Origin of the sequence: Holdemanella sp. MSK.7.32 (genome assembly GCF_024460475.1) — a bacterium.
Taxonomy (GTDB): Bacteria; Bacillota_I; Bacilli_A; order Erysipelotrichales; family Erysipelotrichaceae; genus Holdemanella.
The window spans coordinates 1-18,815 of the sequence record NZ_JANFYN010000046.1 but is presented as its reverse complement, the minus strand read 5'-3'; the positions used below and the strand labels follow the sequence as shown (position 1 = coordinate 18,815).

The 18,815-nt window shown below is 34.4% G+C and carries 18 protein-coding genes; 12 read left to right on the top strand and 6 right to left on the bottom strand.

Features of this window, described 5'->3' with window-relative positions; all coding sequences use genetic code 11:
• Window positions 1–118: 118 nt before the first annotated feature.
• Window positions 119–1,339, bottom strand: coding sequence for an AraC family transcriptional regulator (locus NE544_RS09870; RefSeq protein ID WP_256269212.1), 1,221 nt, complete (start codon window positions 1,337–1,339; stop codon window positions 119–121).
• 205 nt (window positions 1,340–1,544) lie between these two features.
• Between NE544_RS09870 and NE544_RS09865 the strand changes: the two genes are divergently transcribed.
• From NE544_RS09865 to NE544_RS09825, 9 genes are all read left to right on the top strand, one after another.
• A complete protein-coding gene (locus NE544_RS09865; protein ID WP_256269211.1) occupies window positions 1,545–3,806 on the top strand; it encodes a glycoside hydrolase family 2 protein in 2,262 nt (753 codons plus the stop codon).
• A gap of 20 nt (window positions 3,807–3,826) precedes the next feature.
• A complete protein-coding gene (locus NE544_RS09860) occupies window positions 3,827–5,218 on the top strand; it encodes an MFS transporter (RefSeq protein WP_256269210.1) in 1,392 nt (463 codons plus the stop codon).
• An 82-nt stretch (window positions 5,219–5,300) separates the two neighbouring features.
• On the top strand, window positions 5,301–6,056 hold the full coding sequence (locus NE544_RS09855) for a S9 family peptidase (RefSeq protein ID WP_256269209.1): 756 nt from the start codon (window positions 5,301–5,303) through the stop codon (window positions 6,054–6,056).
• 164 nt (window positions 6,057–6,220) lie between these two features.
• Entirely contained in the window at window positions 6,221–8,260 is a 2,040-nt protein-coding gene (locus tag NE544_RS09850) for a PTS transporter subunit IIABC (protein WP_256269208.1), read from the top strand.
• Window positions 8,261–8,265: 5 nt separating this feature from the next.
• On the top strand, window positions 8,266–9,099 hold the full coding sequence (locus tag NE544_RS09845) for a PRD domain-containing protein (protein ID WP_256269207.1): 834 nt from the start codon (window positions 8,266–8,268) through the stop codon (window positions 9,097–9,099).
• 200 nt (window positions 9,100–9,299) lie between these two features.
• Window positions 9,300–10,280 (top strand): PTS sugar transporter subunit IIB, encoded by a 981-nt coding sequence (locus tag NE544_RS09840; RefSeq protein ID WP_256269206.1) that lies wholly within the window; start codon window positions 9,300–9,302, stop codon window positions 10,278–10,280.
• 18 nt (window positions 10,281–10,298) lie between these two features.
• A complete protein-coding gene (locus NE544_RS09835) occupies window positions 10,299–11,117 on the top strand; it encodes a PTS mannose/fructose/sorbose transporter subunit IIC (protein WP_227991057.1) in 819 nt (272 codons plus the stop codon).
• A gap of 23 nt (window positions 11,118–11,140) precedes the next feature.
• A complete protein-coding gene (locus NE544_RS09830; protein ID WP_118319048.1) occupies window positions 11,141–12,058 on the top strand; it encodes a PTS system mannose/fructose/sorbose family transporter subunit IID in 918 nt (305 codons plus the stop codon).
• Between the two features lie 18 nt (window positions 12,059–12,076).
• Window positions 12,077–12,463, top strand: a complete 387-nt coding sequence (locus NE544_RS09825) for a DUF956 family protein (RefSeq protein ID WP_117926010.1) — start codon at window positions 12,077–12,079, stop codon at window positions 12,461–12,463.
• 148 nt (window positions 12,464–12,611) lie between these two features.
• Here the strand turns inward: NE544_RS09825 and NE544_RS09820 are convergent, their stop codons facing one another.
• On the bottom strand, window positions 12,612–13,463 hold the full coding sequence (locus tag NE544_RS09820) for an HAD-IIB family hydrolase (protein WP_256269205.1): 852 nt from the start codon (window positions 13,461–13,463) through the stop codon (window positions 12,612–12,614).
• 135 nt (window positions 13,464–13,598) lie between these two features.
• Here NE544_RS09820 and NE544_RS09815 point away from each other — a divergent pair, with 135 nt between their 5' ends.
• A complete protein-coding gene (locus NE544_RS09815; protein ID WP_256269204.1) occupies window positions 13,599–14,759 on the top strand; it encodes a cation diffusion facilitator family transporter in 1,161 nt (386 codons plus the stop codon).
• Between the two features lie 11 nt (window positions 14,760–14,770).
• Here NE544_RS09815 and NE544_RS09810 read toward each other — a convergent pair whose 3' ends face one another.
• On the bottom strand, window positions 14,771–15,529 hold the full coding sequence (locus tag NE544_RS09810) for a DeoR/GlpR family DNA-binding transcription regulator (protein ID WP_256269203.1): 759 nt from the start codon (window positions 15,527–15,529) through the stop codon (window positions 14,771–14,773).
• Between the two features lie 3 nt (window positions 15,530–15,532).
• The gene (locus NE544_RS09805; RefSeq protein WP_256269202.1) at window positions 15,533–16,300 is read right to left on the bottom strand and encodes a DeoR/GlpR family DNA-binding transcription regulator; all 768 of its coding nucleotides are present in this window, start codon (window positions 16,298–16,300) and stop codon (window positions 15,533–15,535) included.
• Window positions 16,301–16,456: 156 nt separating this feature from the next.
• Between NE544_RS09805 and NE544_RS09800 the strand changes: the two genes are divergently transcribed.
• A complete protein-coding gene (locus NE544_RS09800) occupies window positions 16,457–16,714 on the top strand; it encodes a hypothetical protein (RefSeq protein WP_118116485.1) in 258 nt (85 codons plus the stop codon).
• Window positions 16,715–16,827: 113 nt separating this feature from the next.
• Entirely contained in the window at window positions 16,828–17,112 is a 285-nt protein-coding gene (locus NE544_RS09795) for a hypothetical protein (protein WP_117925998.1), read from the top strand.
• A gap of 7 nt (window positions 17,113–17,119) precedes the next feature.
• On the opposite strand, the gene NE544_RS09790 is transcribed toward NE544_RS09795, so the two are convergent.
• Both NE544_RS09790 and NE544_RS09785 read right to left on the bottom strand, forming a co-directional pair.
• Window positions 17,120–17,893, bottom strand: a complete 774-nt coding sequence (locus NE544_RS09790; RefSeq protein ID WP_256269201.1) for a polyphenol oxidase family protein — start codon at window positions 17,891–17,893, stop codon at window positions 17,120–17,122.
• Entirely contained in the window at window positions 17,874–18,374 is a 501-nt protein-coding gene (locus NE544_RS09785; protein WP_118116479.1) for a flavin reductase, read from the bottom strand. Before NE544_RS09785 ends, NE544_RS09790 begins: the two co-directional genes overlap by 20 nt.
• Between the last annotated feature and the right edge of the window lie 441 nt (window positions 18,375–18,815).

Genomic DNA, 18,815 nt, shown 5'->3' with positions numbered 1-18,815 from the left:
ATTTATGGTATTGCGAAAAAGGGAGATACAATGACAAGAAAAAAGGGGATCTTTACGATCCTCGTATATGTCATTTATATGATTTATATTATTGTACGCTAGGCTTGTCCTAGCTTTTTTATCTCATTTCTTCTTTGAATTCACTTGGTGTTTTGTTCATTACTTTCTTAAAGATCTTGGTAAAGTAATTTACATCAGGAATACCACAATATTGGGCAATGTTTTGAATCTGCATATCTGTTGAACTAAGTAGATAGACGGCATGTTCAATTCTTTTTTTATTGACATAGTTTGTAAGTGTCATGCCCGTTTCTTTTTTAAACAATGTAGATAAGTAACTTGAATTTATATTTAATGAGTCTGAGAGTGCTTTTAAACTAAGGTCCGCTGTTAAATCCGTATCAATATATGTGATGACTCTTTGAATAGGTAAAGAATAGTTGTTGCTGCAATGTTTTTTGACTAATAAACAATATTCTTTCACCATATCCATCTGTAGCTGTAATCCACTTTGAATGGAAGTTATAGCCTCGATTTGTTTGGCAAACTGACTTGAAAGAGCATCGATGTAGATAGGATGTACTTTGCCTTGTTCAGCCGCTAGTCTTAAAACTGTCTTTAAAATAATTGTATAGTTTTTAATATCACGAATTGGATCGTTTAATCGTGTCTCCATAGTGGAGATACGATTGTTAAGCATATAGAGTTCAGCTTTATGCATCAATCCTTTTGAAACAGCTTGAAAAAGGTCATTTTCTTTTTTATATCTTGCTTCTAATGTATTCATCACAAGAATGGGACTTTCTTTTTTTACCTTTTCATTGTTTGTTGCAGGATCGTAATAGTCAAATGTATTTGGATTTACTTTTTCAATCGAATAATTATCAACGCCATCCCATAAAGATTCACCGAAAGCCATAAATAAAGATAATAAGTATTCTTTGTCTTTAATGAAAGGGATTCTTGTATAATATTTTTTTAATTGTGCAAAAATTTGAGGGGAAAAATTATATTGATCAGCTAATTTTAAAAGGACTTCATCCGTTAATATGAAATCTGTATAGGGACCAGCCATAAAATAAGCGCCAGGATTATTAGGAAGTTGAATAACGAAATATTGACATAAAAATTTATCGTTTATGTGATAAATCGTATTTGGCTTGCCTGTAGAAGGAAAAGAGCTAAAAAACTTTTTATAAATATCCTTATCATATATTGTTTCTCTTAGCCCTAAATCAAATTTAGGGGCTTCATCTTCATCTATATTAAAAAGAGTGGTTTGAATGTTTAGTTTGTTTAAAAAATTAACCACAAAATTATATTCTTTTTCGTAATTCATGTTTTTTCTCCATTGTGTATATTATCGTATGTTATGTGTGCAAAGTCAAAACAAATGAAAGTGCATACGCAAATACATAAATATTTTAAGGTATATAAAAATATTGCTAGTGAAGGTAAAAAAATTACTCACCAACAAAATTGATAGCGTTTACACTATAAGTAAGATTTGTGTTTGGTAAAAATGATAAAAAAGGAGAAATAAGATGCGTAAAATTATTAATTTGAATGACAATTGGCAATTTATTCAAAAAGACGTTGGACTTGTTAATGTTATGCCGACAGACTGGCAAACAGTGAATTTACCTCATACTTGGAATGCGGTAGATGGACATGATGGAAATGGTTCGTATGATCGTGGAAACTACTGGTATGCGAAAACATTTAAAACTCCAACGCAAGCGTTTGGTGGTTCTAAAGTATTTGTAGAAGTATTGGCTGCTGGCCAACAAGCTACAGTGTATGTGAATGGTACTAAGGTTACATATCATGAAGGTGGATATTCAATCTTCCGTGCGGATGTTACTGATTTGTGCAAAGAAGATGAAGAAAACTTATTAGTGATTGCTTGCAGTAATGAATATAAAGACAGTGTATATCCTCAAAGTGCAGATTTTACTTTCTATGGAGGTTTGTATCGTGGAGTCAACATCATTTGTACAACAGAAGCTCACTTTGATTTAGAGTACTATGGTGGTCCTGGAATTAAAGTGATGCCTTATCCTTGTGATGGTGGTGCCAACTTCGAAATCGAATCTTTCGTAAAGGATGCTGATGAAAACTTCACCGTATTGTATTCAATCTTGGATGCCGATGGAAAAGAAGTGGCTTCAGCTTGTCGTCCTGCAGATTCTACAAAAGTTTCAGTCTTTGTTCCAGATACGACAAACTGGGATATCGACAATCCATACTTATATACAGTGACAGCGAAACTACAAAGACGTAATGAAACATTTGATGAAGTTACAGTAAAAACAGGCGTTCGTAGCTTCTCGTGTGATTCAAATAAAGGATTTATTATCAATGGAGTAGAAACACCTTTACGTGGTGTAAGTCGTCACCAGGATATGTTATATAAAGGAAATGCGTTGACTCGTGAAGATCACTATGAAGATGCAAGAATCATCAAGGATCTAGGGGCAAACACGATTCGTTTGGCTCACTATCAACACAGTCAAGATTTCTATGATGCTTGTGATGAATTAGGATTTGTTGTATGGGCTGAAATTCCATTTATCAGTGTATTCAATACAGCGCCAGAAGCTCATCAGGATTGTATCAATCAGTTGAAAGAATTGATCATACAAAACTACAATCACCCATCTATTTGTTTCTGGGGAATCTCAAATGAAATCTTGATTGGTGGAATCAGTGAAAAGTTGGTGGAAAACCATAAAGAATTGAATGCGTTGGCTAAGAAATTGGATCCATCTCGTTTAACTACAATTGCACATGTAAGTATGACTCCAGTGGATAGTCCAATGCATGAAATTACAGATGTGATCAGCTACAACCACTATTTCGGATGGTATGGAGGAAAGATGGAGGACAATGGTCCTTGGTTAGACATGTTCCATGAAAAACATCCAGATTTATGTCTAGGTCTATCTGAATATGGTTGTGAAGGTATTATTACATATCATGGACCAAACCCTGCCTGCAAAGACTACAGTGAAGAATATCAGGCATTGTACCATGAACATATGGCTAAAGTATTGAATGATCGTCCTTGGATCTGGTCAAGTCATGTATGGAATATGTTTGACTTTGGATGTGCAGCACGTGATGAAGGTGGAGTTAAAGGTCGTAACAACAAGGGTCTAGTCACAATGGATCGTAAGACAAAGAAAGACAGCTACTTCATTTATAAAGCATATTGGAATGCAGAACCAATGGTACATGTATGTGGAAGTCGCTATGCACAAAGAGCTGGAGAAACAACTCAAATTCGTGTGTATTCAAACCAGCCAAGTGTAGCGTTATATCTAAATGGTGAATTGGTACAGGAATTAAGTGCCGATAAAGTATTTGTGTTCAATGTAGCATTAAAAGATGGCTTCAATACAGTATTAGCTGTTGCGGGTGATGTAAAAGACAGCATTACTTTGGAAAAAGTAGAAACTGAACCAGAAGTATATTTATTACCAGATACGAAGATTCGTGCAGAAGGTGTTGCGAACTGGTTTAAGATGGTTGGCGATTTAGATCTTAAAGCTCCAATGGAATTTCCAGAAGGAATGTACAGTATCAAAGATACATTAGAAGAGTTGGCTAAGAATCAAGAAGCATTCAAAATTACGCAAACAGCTATGAAGCTTGCGACTAATTTCAATGTTGTACCTGGAGAAGGTATGTGGGATATGATGAAGGGCATGAACTTGGAGAAAATCAAGGAATTAGCTGGTAACATCTTACCAGATGGATTTATTGAAAGCTTGAATGCGAAATTAATTAAAATTAAGAAATAATAAAAAATAGAGGAGAGAATATGAGTAAAGATAATAAAGTTGTCCGTCCTTTTGGACTTAGAGACAAAGTTGGCTATATGTTTGGAGATTTTGGTAACGACTTTACGTTTATGTTATCATCAATCTTCATGTTGAAATTCTATACAGATGTTATGGGGATTAGCGCTGGTGTTGTTGGTGTGTTAATGATGGCTGCAAGATTTGTGGATGCCTTTACCGATGTTACAATGGGGCAGATTGTAGATCGCTCAAAGCCTACAAAAGATGGAAAATTTAAACCATGGATTCGTCGTATGGCTGGTCCTGTGGCGATTTCTAGTTTCATGGTATTCCAAGGTGGATTTGCGAACATGTCATATACATTTAAAGTTGTATGGATGACAGTGACATACTTATTGTGGGGAAGTGTTTTCTATACTTCAATCAATATTCCTTTTGGTTCAATGGCATCTGCCATTTCAGCGGATGCCAAAGACAGAGCAAGTTTATCAACTTGGCGTTCTGTTGGTGGAACTTTAGCTGCTTTAATTATTGGTGTTGGTGCTCCATTATTCGCATATGAAACAGTCAATGGAAATACCGTATTATCTGGAAGTCGTATGACTATCATTGCTGCTGTTTTAGGTTTATTAGCTGTTGGCTGCTATTTATTATGTTTTAACTTAGTTACTGAACGTGTAGAAGTGCCTCAAAACAATACAAAGTTTAACTTTGGTGATTTGATGAAGAGCTTATTCTCTAACCGTTCATTGATTGGTATCATCTTAGCTTCCATCTTGTTATTATTGGCAATGCTTGGAATGTCAGGAATGTCATCTTATGTATTCCCTAACTATTATGGAAGTCCGGCTGCACAATCCGTTGCTGCTTTAGGTGGTACTGTTGCGACAATTGTAATTTGTGCTCCTTTATCAACAAAATTAGCAGATAAATTTGGTAAAAAAGAATTATCAATTGGTTCATGTTTATTTGGTGCTGCTGTTTATTTGATTTGTTTGATCGCAAAACCAGCTAATCCATTTGTATATGTAGCAATCTATACAGTTGCATATGTAAGTTTAGGATTCTTCAACATGATCATCTGGGCGATGATTACAGATGTAATTGATGATTCAGAAGTTAAAAATGGTATTCGTGAAGATGGTACAATCTATTCCGTATACTCCTTTGCACGTAAGATTGGACAAGCCTTATCAAGTGGTATGATTGGTGGATTCTTAACGTTGATTGGATATACATCAGCTACAGCATTTGATCCAGAAGTTGTAAATGGAATCTTCAATATTTCATGTATTATTCCAATTGTTGGTTTAGTGGCTGTTGCGGCAGCATTAGCGTTTATTTATCCATTGAATAAAAAACGTGTTGAGGAAAACGTAATTGAACTTAAAAAACGTCGTGGTGAGATTTAATATAATATAATTTAAAGGAAGGATACTTAGGCAATGAAGATGGATGCTTCATTGCCTTTTCGTAAAAGGAGAAAATTTACTTATGAACATTTTACAAGTTGAATTTAAAAATCGCTCGGGATATATTCTTCGTGGAATTGTAACTTTGCCTAATACACAAGGACCGGTACCTTTTATGGTGCATCTACATGGCTTTGGCAGTAATTGCAGTGGCTATAGATCTATGAATGCACATACATCTCGTGTTTTGGCAAAACAAGGCATTGGGAGTGCTCGCTTTAGTTTTCATGGAAATGGTGAAAGTGATGGCGATTATGAAGATGTGAGTTTTGATGGTTTATATGCTGATGCAGAAGATATCTTTGCGTGGGTCGCAAAACAGCCTTATGTAGATGCAGAAAAAATGTTTTTATCTGGACATAGTATGGGTGGCTATATTGCCGCTTCTTGTGCGCCTAAAATTCAGCCTCATGGTTTAATTTTATTATGTCCAGGTGCTCGCTTGTGGTTTAGTTGTGATCAAATGGCAGAGGCTATGCAACAAATGGGACAAGATTATATTGATATAGAGAGTGTATGTTTTAAGGCATCTTTTAATAATGAAATGGCAAAACATCCAGATCCTTTTACAGAAGCTAAAGGATATAATGGTCCTGTTATGTTGATGCGTGCAGATGATGATGATCAAGTGGATGAAGAAACTTGCATACGTTATGCTCAGGGGTATCAAAATGCCAAGTTCCATAAAGTTTCAAATGGAGGACATGACTTCGCATCTATAGAAGCACGTGATAAAGTAGAAGAAACAATTTCTTCTTTTATCAAAGAACATATTTAATCAAGTAGAAATCTGATTTCTACTTTTTTCTTATGAAAGCTTCATTGCCTTTTTTTTATGGACTTTTTGACAAATGTCATTTATCATCATAAATACAGTAGAGGTGTTAATAAATGAAACAACATCATGTGTTTAGTTTTTTACAAAGGATGGGAAAATCCTTTATGTTACCTATTGCAGTGCTTCCTGTAGCAGGTATTTTTTTGGGTGTAGGAAGTTCTTTAACCAATGAAACAACGATAGCTGCATTGCATTTAGAATCGGTATTAGGGCAAGGAACCTTTTTATATAGTGTTTTAATTTTATTGAAACAAGTAGGCAAAGTTTTATTTGATAATTTACCCTTGATTTTTGCGGTTTCTATAGCTTTAGGAATGTCTAAGCGAAGAAAAGAAGTCGCTGCTCTTGCAGCTATTATTGCCTTTTTTGTAATGCATGCCACAATCAATACGTTACTCTGCTTGGATGGTAGTATTGTCAATGGTGTAGTTTCAAATTATATTCTAGATGGATCTATCACTTCGGTATGTGGAATTTTGTCGCTTGAAATGGGTGTGTTTGGCGGAATTATAGTTGGACTTGGTGTTAGTTATTTGCATAATCGGTTTTATCAGATTCAATTGCCAAATGTGATTTCTTTTTATGAAGGAGAACGCTTTGTTCCGATTGTTTGTGCTGTTACATATGTATTTGTTGGTGTAATTATGTATTTTGTTTGGCCACCATTACAACATGGCGTTTATAATTTAGGCCGATTGATATCGGATTCTGGCTATTTTGGAACTTTTATTTATGGAATTATTAAGCGTAGTTTAGTTCCTTTTGGCTTGCATCACGTTTGGTACATGCCATTTTATCAGAGTGCTTTAGGCGGTGTGCAAATGGTGAATGGTTCAATGGTATCTGGAGCGCAGAATATTTTCTTTGCGCAACTATCCGATCCAAGTGTGACTCATTTTAGTGTGAACGCAACTAAATTTTTCTCGGGAGAATTTATATTTATGATTTTTGGCTTGCCAGGAGCAGCCTTAGCCATGTATCAGTGCGCAAATCCAGAAGCTAAAAAAAAGACGGCAAGTTTATTGCTATCGGCTGCTTTAACGAGTGCATTAACAGGAATTACAGAGCCGATTGAATTCTCTTTCTTGTTTGTGGCGCCATTATTATATGTTGTTCATGTGTTATTAGCCGCTACATGTTTTGTGGTTGCACAAGCTTTACAGGTTGCGATTGGATTTACTTTTTCAGCCGGATTGCTTGATTTTACATTGTTTGGGATTTTGCAGGGAAATGCGAAGACAAATTGGATAACTGTGGTTTTGCTTGGCTTAGTATATTTCTTTGTGTATTATGGGGTATTTAAGTTCTTGATTGTAAAATACGATTTAAAAACACCTGGAAGAGACGAAAGCATTAAGGTGTTTGATAAGAAAAAGTATGATTTTAGTTTTGATAAATCTTTGATTGATCCAAGAAGTCAAATGATTGTTCAAGGCTTAGGTGGGCGAAGTAACTTTACGGATTTGGATTGTTGCATCACAAGATTAAGAGCGACAATCAAAGATGATACTTTAATAAATGAAGGGTTGTTAAAAAAATCGGGGGCTGCAGCTATTATGTGTCAGCCAAATGCAATTCAAATTATTTATGGCCCTCAGGCTTCGAATATAAAGACAAAACTGGATGAGTATATGTTGAATGTGCCGGAAAGTTATGATTTTGAGGATAAAGAAGTTGTTTTGGAAACAAAAACACAGTTGGAACTTGAATGTTTAGTAAATGGGGAAGTAATGCCGATAGAAGATGCATCGGATTCTATGTTTGCGCATAAATTAATGGGTGATGGTATTATGATTCGTCCGTGTGATGGTGTTGTTGTGGCGCCGTGTGATGGAGTTATTTCAATGATTTATCCAACAAAGCATGCGATTGGTATTACAATTGATGACAATACACAAATTTTAATTCATTTTGGCACGGATTCGGCGAAATTAAATGGCAAAGGATTTGAATTGTTGGTAAAACCAAACCAGAAAATAAAAGCGGGAGATATTTTATGGAATGCAGATCTAACGTATATCAAAGAAAATGCGTTGGATGAGAATATTATAGTTGTATTTACGAAAATAAAAGATGGTGCAGAAATAGAAAAAAAATATGGAAAAATGCAATGTCATGATATGATGTTAAGGGTAAAGGGATAATGGATATGTATGAAATTTTAAAGGTTTTGAATCATAATACAATCTTGGTTTTAAAAGAAAATGAAGAAATAATTGTGATGTCTAAAGGAATTGGTTTTGGTAAAAAACAAGGGGAAAATGTGGATGTTCCTCGTAATGCAAAGCAGTATAAGATGCAAAAGTCATATCAGGCGAAACAGAAGTCGAATAATATTTTTGATTACATTGATCCAATGTATATTGAAATTTCATCTGAAATTATTACTTTAACAAAAGAAAGATTTGGTAAAGTAGAACACGATATTCTATTATCTTTAGCGGATCATATTTATTTTGCGGTAAAAAGAATTAAAGAGAAGGATTTTCCATCAAATCCATTTAATATGGATATTCAACTTATGTTTCCGGATGAGTATTCAGTAGCATTAAAGGCAAAGGATATTATTGAAAAATATACGCATGAGGAAATAAATGCAGATGAAATTGCGTTTATCACCTTACATATTCACTCGGCTATATCGGTAAATAAAGTAGGGCAGTCTATGGAAGTTATGCGTGTGATTCGTGAATTCTTCAAGAAATTACAGGCCGATTTAAATATTCGTATTGATGCGAATTCATTGTCATATATTCGTTTAATGAATCATATTAAATTTTTGTTGTTGAGACTGAATAATGATGAGAAATTGCAGATGGATATTACAGAGTTCACAAAAGAAAAGTTTCCATTTGCTTATGAACAGGCTCGTGTTTTATGTGAACAATTGAGTCATGTTTTGCATAAAGATTTGCCAGATTCGGAGTTGGGGTATTTGGCTTTACACTTGGAAAGAATTTTATCAAGTACGATTATTTCGTGAAAAATGTTGACAACGCTTTCAGAAAGTGGTACATTTTCAGATGTAAAAAGTGAATATTCAATAGCGTGTAACTGGTTAGGCAGGCATTTACTATTTTGATTGAAGATATAATCTTTATTGGTTTATTGTATATCTTCAGTTTAAATGTATATGTCTGTCTTTTTTTTGCGTATTGAATTTCTAAGAAAGGATGAAAATATATGGTAGGAATTATTCTTGCAAGTCATGGTGAATTTGCGAATGGTATCTTCCAGTCAGGAGCTATGATTTTTGGTGAACAAGCCAATGTAAAGCCTTGTACTTTGATGCCTAGTGAAGGACCTGAAGACATTCGAAAGAAGATGGAAGATGCGATCGCTTCTTTTGAAAATCAAGAAGAAGTATTGTTCTTAGTTGACCTATGGGGAGGAACTCCATTCAATCAGGCAAGTGCCTTGTTAGATGGTCACGAAGACAAATGGGCAATTGTCACAGGATTGAATTTGCCTATGTTGATTGAAACGTATGCTTCTAGATTCTCAATGGAGAAAGCACACGAAATTGCAGCACACGTCATGCAGACTGCACAAGAGGGTGTACAGATCAATCCAAAAGAATTAGAACCAAAAGAAGAAAAGAAAGCAGAAGTAAGTGCAGCACCTCAAGGAGCAATTCCTGAAGGAACAGTCCTTGGAGATGGACATATCAAATATGGTTTAGCACGTATTGATACACGTTTACTTCATGGTCAGGTAGCCACAGCTTGGACAAAGACAGTTGGGCCAAACCGTATCATTGTTGTTAGTGACAATGTAGCTCATGACGATTTAAGAAAGAGCATGATCGAACAGGCAGCTCCTCCAGGAGTAAAAGCAAATGTCGTTCCAATTGATAAGATGATCCAGGTCGCGAAAGATCCTCGTTTTGGAGCTACAAAAGCGATGTTGTTGTTTGAAACACCACAAGATGCATTAAGAGCTATCAAAGGTGGAGTGGATATTAAAGAATTGAACTTAGGTTCCATGGCACACTCACAAGGAAAGGTTGTATGTACAAAGGCCGTTTCTATGGGAAGTGATGATGTAAAAACATTTGATGAATTATTAGCAATGGGAATTAAGATTGATGTTCGTAAGGTGCCAACAGATTCACCTGAAAACTTCGATGAAATTCTTAAAAAAGCAAAAACAGAATTAAAGTAAATTTAGAGGGAGATTATTATGTCAGCGATTAGCATTATTTTAGTTATAATTGTTGCCTTCTTAGCCGGTATGGAAGGAATTCTTGACCAATTTGAATTCCACCAACCATTAGTAGCATGTACATTAATTGGTTTGGTTACTGGTCACTTAAAAGAAGGTGTTATGTTAGGTGGTTCTTTGCAGTTGATGGCTTTAGGTTGGGCAAACATTGGTGCAGCTGTTGCACCTGATGCTGCACTAGCTTCAGTTGCTTCTGCAATTATCATGGTTTTAGGTTTAAATGGTGGAACTACAGATACTACAACTGCTATTTCTACAGCAATTGCCGTAGCTATTCCATTATCAGTAGCTGGTTTATTCTTAACTATGATTTGCCGTACAATTGCAATCCCAATTGTTCACTTCATGGATGCTGCTGCTGAAAAAGGTGATTTTGGAGCAATTGAACGTTGGCAAATTGTAGGTATTTGTTTACAAGGTGTTCGTATTGCGATTCCTGCTGCTGCATTATGTTTCGTACCTAGTTCAGTTGTAACTGGCGTATTAAATGCAATGCCAGCTTGGTTATCTGGTGGTATGACAGTTGGTGGAGGAATGGTTGCTGCCGTTGGTTATGCAATGGTTATCAACATGATGGCTACAAAGGAAACTTGGCCATTCTTCGCTTTAGGTTTCGTATTTGCTTGTGTAAGTGAATTCACACTAATTGCTTTAGGTGTTATTGGTGTTGTTATCGCAATCGTTTATTTAGGTTTGAAAGATGCTGCTAAAAATAATGGTGGAGGATCAAATACTGGTTCTGGTGATCCATTAGGTGACATCTTGAATGATTACTAGGATTTTGAAGGAGGTAAATGAAAATGGCTGAAAAAATTACATTAACTAAACAAGATCGTAAAAAAGTTTGGTGGCGTCATCAATTCCTTCAGGGTTCTTGGAACTATGAACGTATGCAAAATGGTGGATGGTGCTATTCAATTATTCCTGCAATCAAAAAATTATATTCTAACAAGGAAGATCAAATTGCTGCTTTAAAACGTCACATGGAGTTCTATAACACTCACCCTTATGTGTCAAGTCCAGTAATGGGTGTTACACTTGCTTTGGAAGAAGAAAAAGCAAATGGTGAAAATGTAGATGATACTGCAATCCAAGGTGTTAAAGTTGGTATGATGGGTCCTTTAGCTGGTGTTGGTGACCCAGTATTCTGGTTTACAATGCGTCCAATTTTAGGTGCTTTAGGTGCTTCTTTAGCATTAAGTGGAAACATTTTAGGACCTATCTTATTCTTCGTATTATGGAACGTAATTCGTTTAGCATTCATGTGGTATACACAAGAATTTGGTTACAATGTAGGTACTAAAATTGCTAAAGATATGTCAGGTGGACTTCTTGGAAAAATCACTCAAGGTGCAAGTATCTTAGGTATGTTTATCATTGGTGCATTGGTTCAACGTTGGGTAAGTATTTCGTTTACTCCAGTTGTTTCAAGTGTTACTCAATCTGAAGGTGCATACATTGATTGGTCACAAATTAAAGGAAACGCTGACGGAATTAAGAGTGCATTAGAACAATATTCTTCATTAGGAGCTACTGGTTTAAATCAAATCAAAGTTACAACTTTACAACAAAACTTAGATTCATTGATTCCTGGTCTTGCAGCTTTATTATTAACTTTATTATGCTGTAAATTATTGAAGAAGAAAGTTTCTCCAATCACAATTATCATCGCATTATTCGTAGTTGGTATTATTGGTCGTGTAATCGGAATTATGTAATAGCTTAAGGAGGTACATATGGCACAATCATTAAATTCAAAAGTAGATTTAACAATTAAGGCAACATCTTTTGCAGGATTAAGTACAAATGGAAATGTCATGGTTGGAAATAAAGCGTTTGAATTCTATAATGAAAGAAATGTTGAAGATTGTATTCAAATTCCATGGGATACAATTGATCGAGTAGAAGCGAGTGTCTTATTTAATAAAAGTATTTCTCGATTTGTGATTTTTATAAATGAGAAAACATACTTTACTTTCTCTACAAAAGACAACAAAAAAACACTGCGTGCTATAAGAGAATATGTACCTGCAGATCGAATGCTTCGATCATTAAGTTTTTGGGATGTGTTTAAACGAGGTTTAATGTATATTCCAAATAAATTATTACATTCAAATAACTAAGAATATTAGCCCAATCAGTATTATGCTGATTGGGTTTTCTTTCTTTAAAATTGGTGTACACGAATAGTAAAGAATACAGGAGAAAAATAATATGACGTGTGACTTTTTCACAGAAAAAGTCTTTCTTAATGAAAAAGGATGTGGAACTTTAGAATTTCACATCCTTGTTGTTTAATATATGATCAAATATATAATGTCCAACACCACCTTCAAGACAATCATAGTCTGTAATGTCATCCGCTAATGCTTTTGTGTTTGGATTGCCATCCTTTAGACAGACTCCCCATCCACTTGTGAGTAGTAAAGAATTATCGTTTTCATTATCGCCAAACGCAATTGTATTTTCTAAGTGAATCTGATTCCATTCACAATACATTTCTAAACCTCTACCTTTAGAGAAACCACTATACATTAATTCGATAGTTCCTGGGAATGTTTCAATAGTTTGGTATTTCCCTTTATATTGTTCTTCTACTTGATCACGGATAAGCTGCGTTGTTTCTGGGTCTGTCCTAAATAAGAACTTATAAACAGGTTTTTCACAAAAACCATCAATATCACCTGTCTTATCGATAAGTAGAATATTTTTACGTTTGGCCATATCTAATAAGTCATCGCTGATATTCATAACATTGCGAAGTTGATTTCCTTCTACGTTTACGGACACTTTCTTTTCTTCGATAATTGGCATCAAGAAAGTTAAGACTTCCTTCATTTCTTTAACGCTTAACATGTCCATCGTAAATGATTTATTCAGGTTACGATCATAGATCATACCTCCATTCATTCCGATAACGAAATCAAACTCGAAGCCTAGATTCCAAAAGATTCCTTTCGTTTTTTCCATTTCGGTGATTTCTCTTCCAGTTGCCAAACCAATTTTTACGTTTTTATCATGAAGTTCTTTTAAAGCTTGTATTGTGATTTCAGGTAAGGGACTGCCCTTAGAACTGAGGGTCATATCAACGTCGGCAGCCAAGACCTTAATTTTATTAATCATAAAATGTACCTCCATCACATAAAATGTATACGATTTCATATGAAGCTGCAACATGAAAGTTATATTGTACTACCTATTTCGTTTTGTGTTTTGTCTTTAGGTAAGCTATACTTTAGAGACTGAAGGTGGTAAATAATGAATTTTTTAGTACGTAGATTTATAAAGAATTATCAAGATACAAAAGATGCCAATGTGAGAACGAGTATTGGTAAATTATCGGGGATTGTTGGAATCTTTAGTAACTTATTTTTATTTGTGATTAAGTTTGTGATTGGTACCGTTGTACATTCGGTATCTATTCAAGCTGACGGAGTAAATAACTTAACAGATGCGGGTTCGAATATTATTTCGATTTTATCTTTTCATCTCGCAAATAAGCCAGCAGATAAGGATCATCCATTTGGTCATGAAAGAACGGAAACAATCGCATCATTATTTGTGGGAATATTGATTTTAGTTCTTGGTTTTGAAACCGCAAAAGAAAGTATTTCTAAAGTGATTCATCCGGGAAGTATTGATTTTAGAATTGCATCCGTCATTATTCTTTTAATTTCTATCATAGTTAAATTTTGGATGTATGCATACAATAAGAAGCTTTCTAAAACATATGATTCAAGTCTATTAGAAGCAACGGCATTGGACTCAATTAGTGATGTATGTGGAACAACAGCCGTTCTTGTATCGACATTGTTGTCTCCAGTTCTTCACTTCAATCTAGATGGATATATGGGTATTGTAGTTTCAGGAATTATCCTTTATGGAGCTTATGGCTTATTAAGAGATATGATTAATTCTTTAATTGGAGAAGCACCGGATCCTGAACTTGTACACAATATTGTAGATATGATCATGGCACATCCTGCAATTTTAGGTGTGCATGATATGATGCTGCATAATTATGGTCCAAATAAGATTTTTGCGAGTGCTCACGTAGAAGTGGATTCGTCTAAAGATATCTTTGAAACGCATGATCATATTGATAATATAGAGCGTGAAGTCAAAGAGAATATGAATATTGATTTAGTTTTACATATGGATCCAGTAAAGGTAATTGATCCAGAAACCGAATTGTATCGTGCAAAAGTGGTAGAAGCTATTCATCAAATTGATCCGAAATGGGGATTTCATGATTTTAGAATTGTGTCAGGACCAACACATGTGAATTTGGTGTTTGATTTGGTGATTCCGTTTGAAGAAAAGTATACGCAAGAAGAAATAGAGGCAATGCTTTTAAAACATATTGAATCGGATAAAAAGATTTATTTAGTACTCACAATTGATCATCCATACGCATAAGGCAGAAGTTTTTAAACTTCTGCCTCTATTATTTCTGGGATTACTTGGATTTGATTTTTTTCTTCTTTAGTTAATGGGTTTGAAATAAATACATCCACTTCTTTGAATTTACAGTACGTGTATTCAGGTTGTGCATTAAATTTATTTTTGTCAGTTACCACAATGATTTTTTCACTTTGTTGAAGAATGTGTCGCTTTAATTCATATTCATTTTCATAAGTAGTAAATCCATTGTTGTCTTTAAATCCTTTAGTTCCTAAAATCGCAACATCAATATGAATATAATCGATAGTTTCACTGGCGAAGTTTCCATAAGAGCGATAGGCATTGTTGGAAATGTTTCCACCAATCAAAATAACGTGCATATTTAGTTTAGCGCATTTGTAGGCTACAAAAATGGAGTTTGTCACAATCGTAATATTATGAATGGATTGAAGAAAGGGAATACCTGCTTGACATGTACTACCGGCATCTAAATAGACAACCATTCCTTCTTTGATAAAGGTGCAAGTTTGCTTCATGATTTGTTTCTTTTCTTCAATATATTCTTGATTTCTTAATGAAATAGGCATTTCATCAGGTTCTTCTAAAAGCAGCGCATAGCCATGCTCTTTTTTAATGATTTTAGAATCTTCGAGTTCAATAATATCTTTACGAATGGTTTCACTTGAAGTTTGAAAGTAATCCGATAAATCGGATATCTTGATTTTTGGATGTTCCTGTAGAAGTTGACGAATCTTGAATTGTCTTTCATCTTTCTTTTTTGACATAAGCTACACCTGTGTGACTTTCTTGACTGTTTTTACAACATCATATTGTTCTGGTGTTAAATGGTTTGTGATGAATTCATCGAACTCATTAAATTTACAAAAGGCATAAGGCGCAATATCTGCCTTATTATTGACTTTACTTGCATCACTGATCATGATTTTTTTTGCGGATTGATTCATAACGTGGCGTTTAAAACCAAGTTCATCGGCAGAAATGGTGGTAAATCCATGACTCTTTTCAGTGAAAGCATCTGTTCCCATGATGGCTAAATCAATGTTTAAATGGTCGATGATTTCGGTTGCGAAATGTCCATAGGTTCTTTTTCCTATATTGAATAATAAGCCGCCAGCCATAATGATATTTAAATTCATGTTGGCACATTCATAAGCTACAAGAATAGAATTGGTGACAATGGTGATGTCGCTTTTGTTTCGTAAGGCGCTTATGGCCGTTAAAATTGTGCTTCCAGAATCCAAATATACGGTCATGCCATTTTCGATTCGGCTAAATGCTTCTAGGGCTACAATTTTTTTCATTTCCTTATTTTTTTGTGCTTTTAACTCGACAAATGTTTCGACAGAAGAACTTTGAATTTTGGCGTAGCCATGTTCTCGAACTAATATTTTTCTTTCTTGTAGTTCATCTAAATCTTTACGTAGTGTTTCTGGAGTAACAGAAAGTAATTTAGCAAGTTCTGCAACTTTTATTTTTTCTTTTTTTTCAAGAATTTGACGAATTTGAAGTTGTCGTTCTTCTTTTTTCTTTGACATGTTTTCACCTTTTTCCTTTTGAATCCAATTAAATTATAAACGAAATATTTTGAAAACAGAATAAAAAGTGGGAATACAAATAATTTGAAAGTGGGTAATGAATTCAATATTGTTTCTGTGCATAATGAGATTGTCTAAAGAAAGTATGTGATAGATATGGTAGTTCGATTAAATCCGGTTGAATTTGCGAAGGCAATGATGAAAAAGAAGAAACAATTGATTCCCACACCGATTGTTTTAGATAATGGAATTGCCGGTATTGTGTATGGATATTATGAAGGTGAGGATTTTTATTATTTGGATCGACTTGATGTCGATGTTTCTAAAAAAGAAGAATTAAGAAAAATGAATGTAATGGAATTGAGACAAGAAATAGCGTTAAAAATTAAAATTTTTGTAGCCAACTCAAATTGAAATAAAAACTTTTGAATCGTAAATAAAAACTTGGAAAACCAAAAATATAAACTAGACTATTGAGGAGAATCCATAGTTCATACATAATGCAAGTGTCAAAGGAGGTATAAGAAATGTGTACTGTCGTCCATCTTGAACCAGAAGATTTCGCAAGAGAATTAGTTCATAATCCAAAAAATGTTTATGCCAGAACGTATGTCCTCGATTGTGGGCTTGCCGTAGTCATTTATATGTGTCAAGATTCGCATTTCCTATACTACTTAGACAGACCGGATTGTTCGAAGGAAAAAAAGGACATGCTGAAATCAATGAGTTTTTATGAACTGCATGCCGAAATCTATCGTAAGGTCAATTTAGATAATCGTCTTCGTGAAAGACAAAAAAACCCAAGTTGCTGACTTGGGTTTATTTAATGTATCCGAAGGTAAAGTGTTCGCCTGTTTGTTTATCATTACGATAGCTAAAACATGTATCGAACTCTTTTTTTGTATCATATTTACTTGGATGAATGTTTTTGGCTGGAATACCTAATTCTTTACACATTTCAATGTTAATACCTTGATTATCAATATAGGCTTTTTCATTTGGCATATAGCGAACGAATGGTGTCGTATCGATGCTGATTTGTTTCATCTGTTCAACAACTTCCATACCTACTTCTAAAGAATCAAATTGAATGCTTGGAGAAAAATATATGTGACAGGATTCAGGGTGAATCAAATCTTTTTCGATTAATTCGCTCAAGCATTTTTTAGTGATTTCTAAAGTGGTTCCTTTCCATCCGGAATGAATGGCGCATATGCATGGTGTTGTTTCATCAACCACGAGAATGCCTAAACAATCCGCGGTAAATACGCCAATTAGAATGTTTGGCTCTGTCGTATATACGGCATCTACATTCATAATGCTTGTATTTTTATCATAGGCACCCTTACCTTTATCATTTGAAGTAACGTGTGCCATATTGTTTGTGTGCTTTTGCCAAGGAAGTGCCCAATGATCTAGAGGCATATTTAATTCTTCAGCTAATCTTTTGCGGTTGATCATAACAGCTTCTGGATCGATACACACATGGAGTGCAGTATTGTTCTTTTCAGGAAGTGTAATATCTTTTAGTGTAGTAGCACCAAATATGTGTTCGTTATTGATATGAATAATTTTATTTGTTTGTATAGACATTTGTAATTTCTCCAATATATACATAGTGCAAATCATCAAGTGGATAATTTTTTTCGTAAATTTCAGGCAATAAGAAATGTTCTTTTTCGAGTTTTCCAACATAGAGCTTCTTACAAATAAAGACTTCTTTAGCTTCTTTAAATGTAGGATTTCCATCAACCATTTCAATGTGGAAGTTTACGTTTGAAATCTTATCTTCATCCTTACCTGATTTTGTACCTAAGTAAGATAGTTCTTTGTGTTTATCATCAAAGAAGGATAGGGTGAACATCTCACTTTCATCAACGAATTCTTTTGTGTATCTTTGTGGACGAATAAAGATAATCGCAACATCCTTATTCCATAAGTGACCAAGAGTTCCCCATGATGCAGTCATAGTGTTGGTTTTACCGTTTTTTGTAGCACTGATAAGTAGCCAGTCTTTTCCAACCTTATCAAAAGGATTGAAGTTTAGACTATGAATATCAATTTTTTCAAACATATATAATTCCTCCTATTTTCTGTGTTTTAAAATTAAAAAAATCTTGGCTTTTGTAGTTTCTGGACATGGTTGTATAAACGAATATAGGTTGAACATCATAAGAAAGGTTGCTTGAAGCAAAGTCTTGTATTCTTCCAATAATCGTTGTTTTTTCACTAGTCAATATTTATGCAAGTTATGTGATCAAAACATAATAGTTACGTTTCCACATAGGTGCACCTTCTTCCTTATATTAATTTTATCACATAAGAAAATGAATAATGTGGAAAAGATAGATGATTGTATGTATATGTCTAAAATGAGAAAACCATTTTAAGTGTTGGCGTCTTAAAATGGTTTCTTTTGTTTTTTATTATTTTTAAAAGAGAGATATGAATATTGGTTTATTTCTATATTCATTGCCTTATCTTTAAGGCACTTATAGAATATCATTCCATGTTG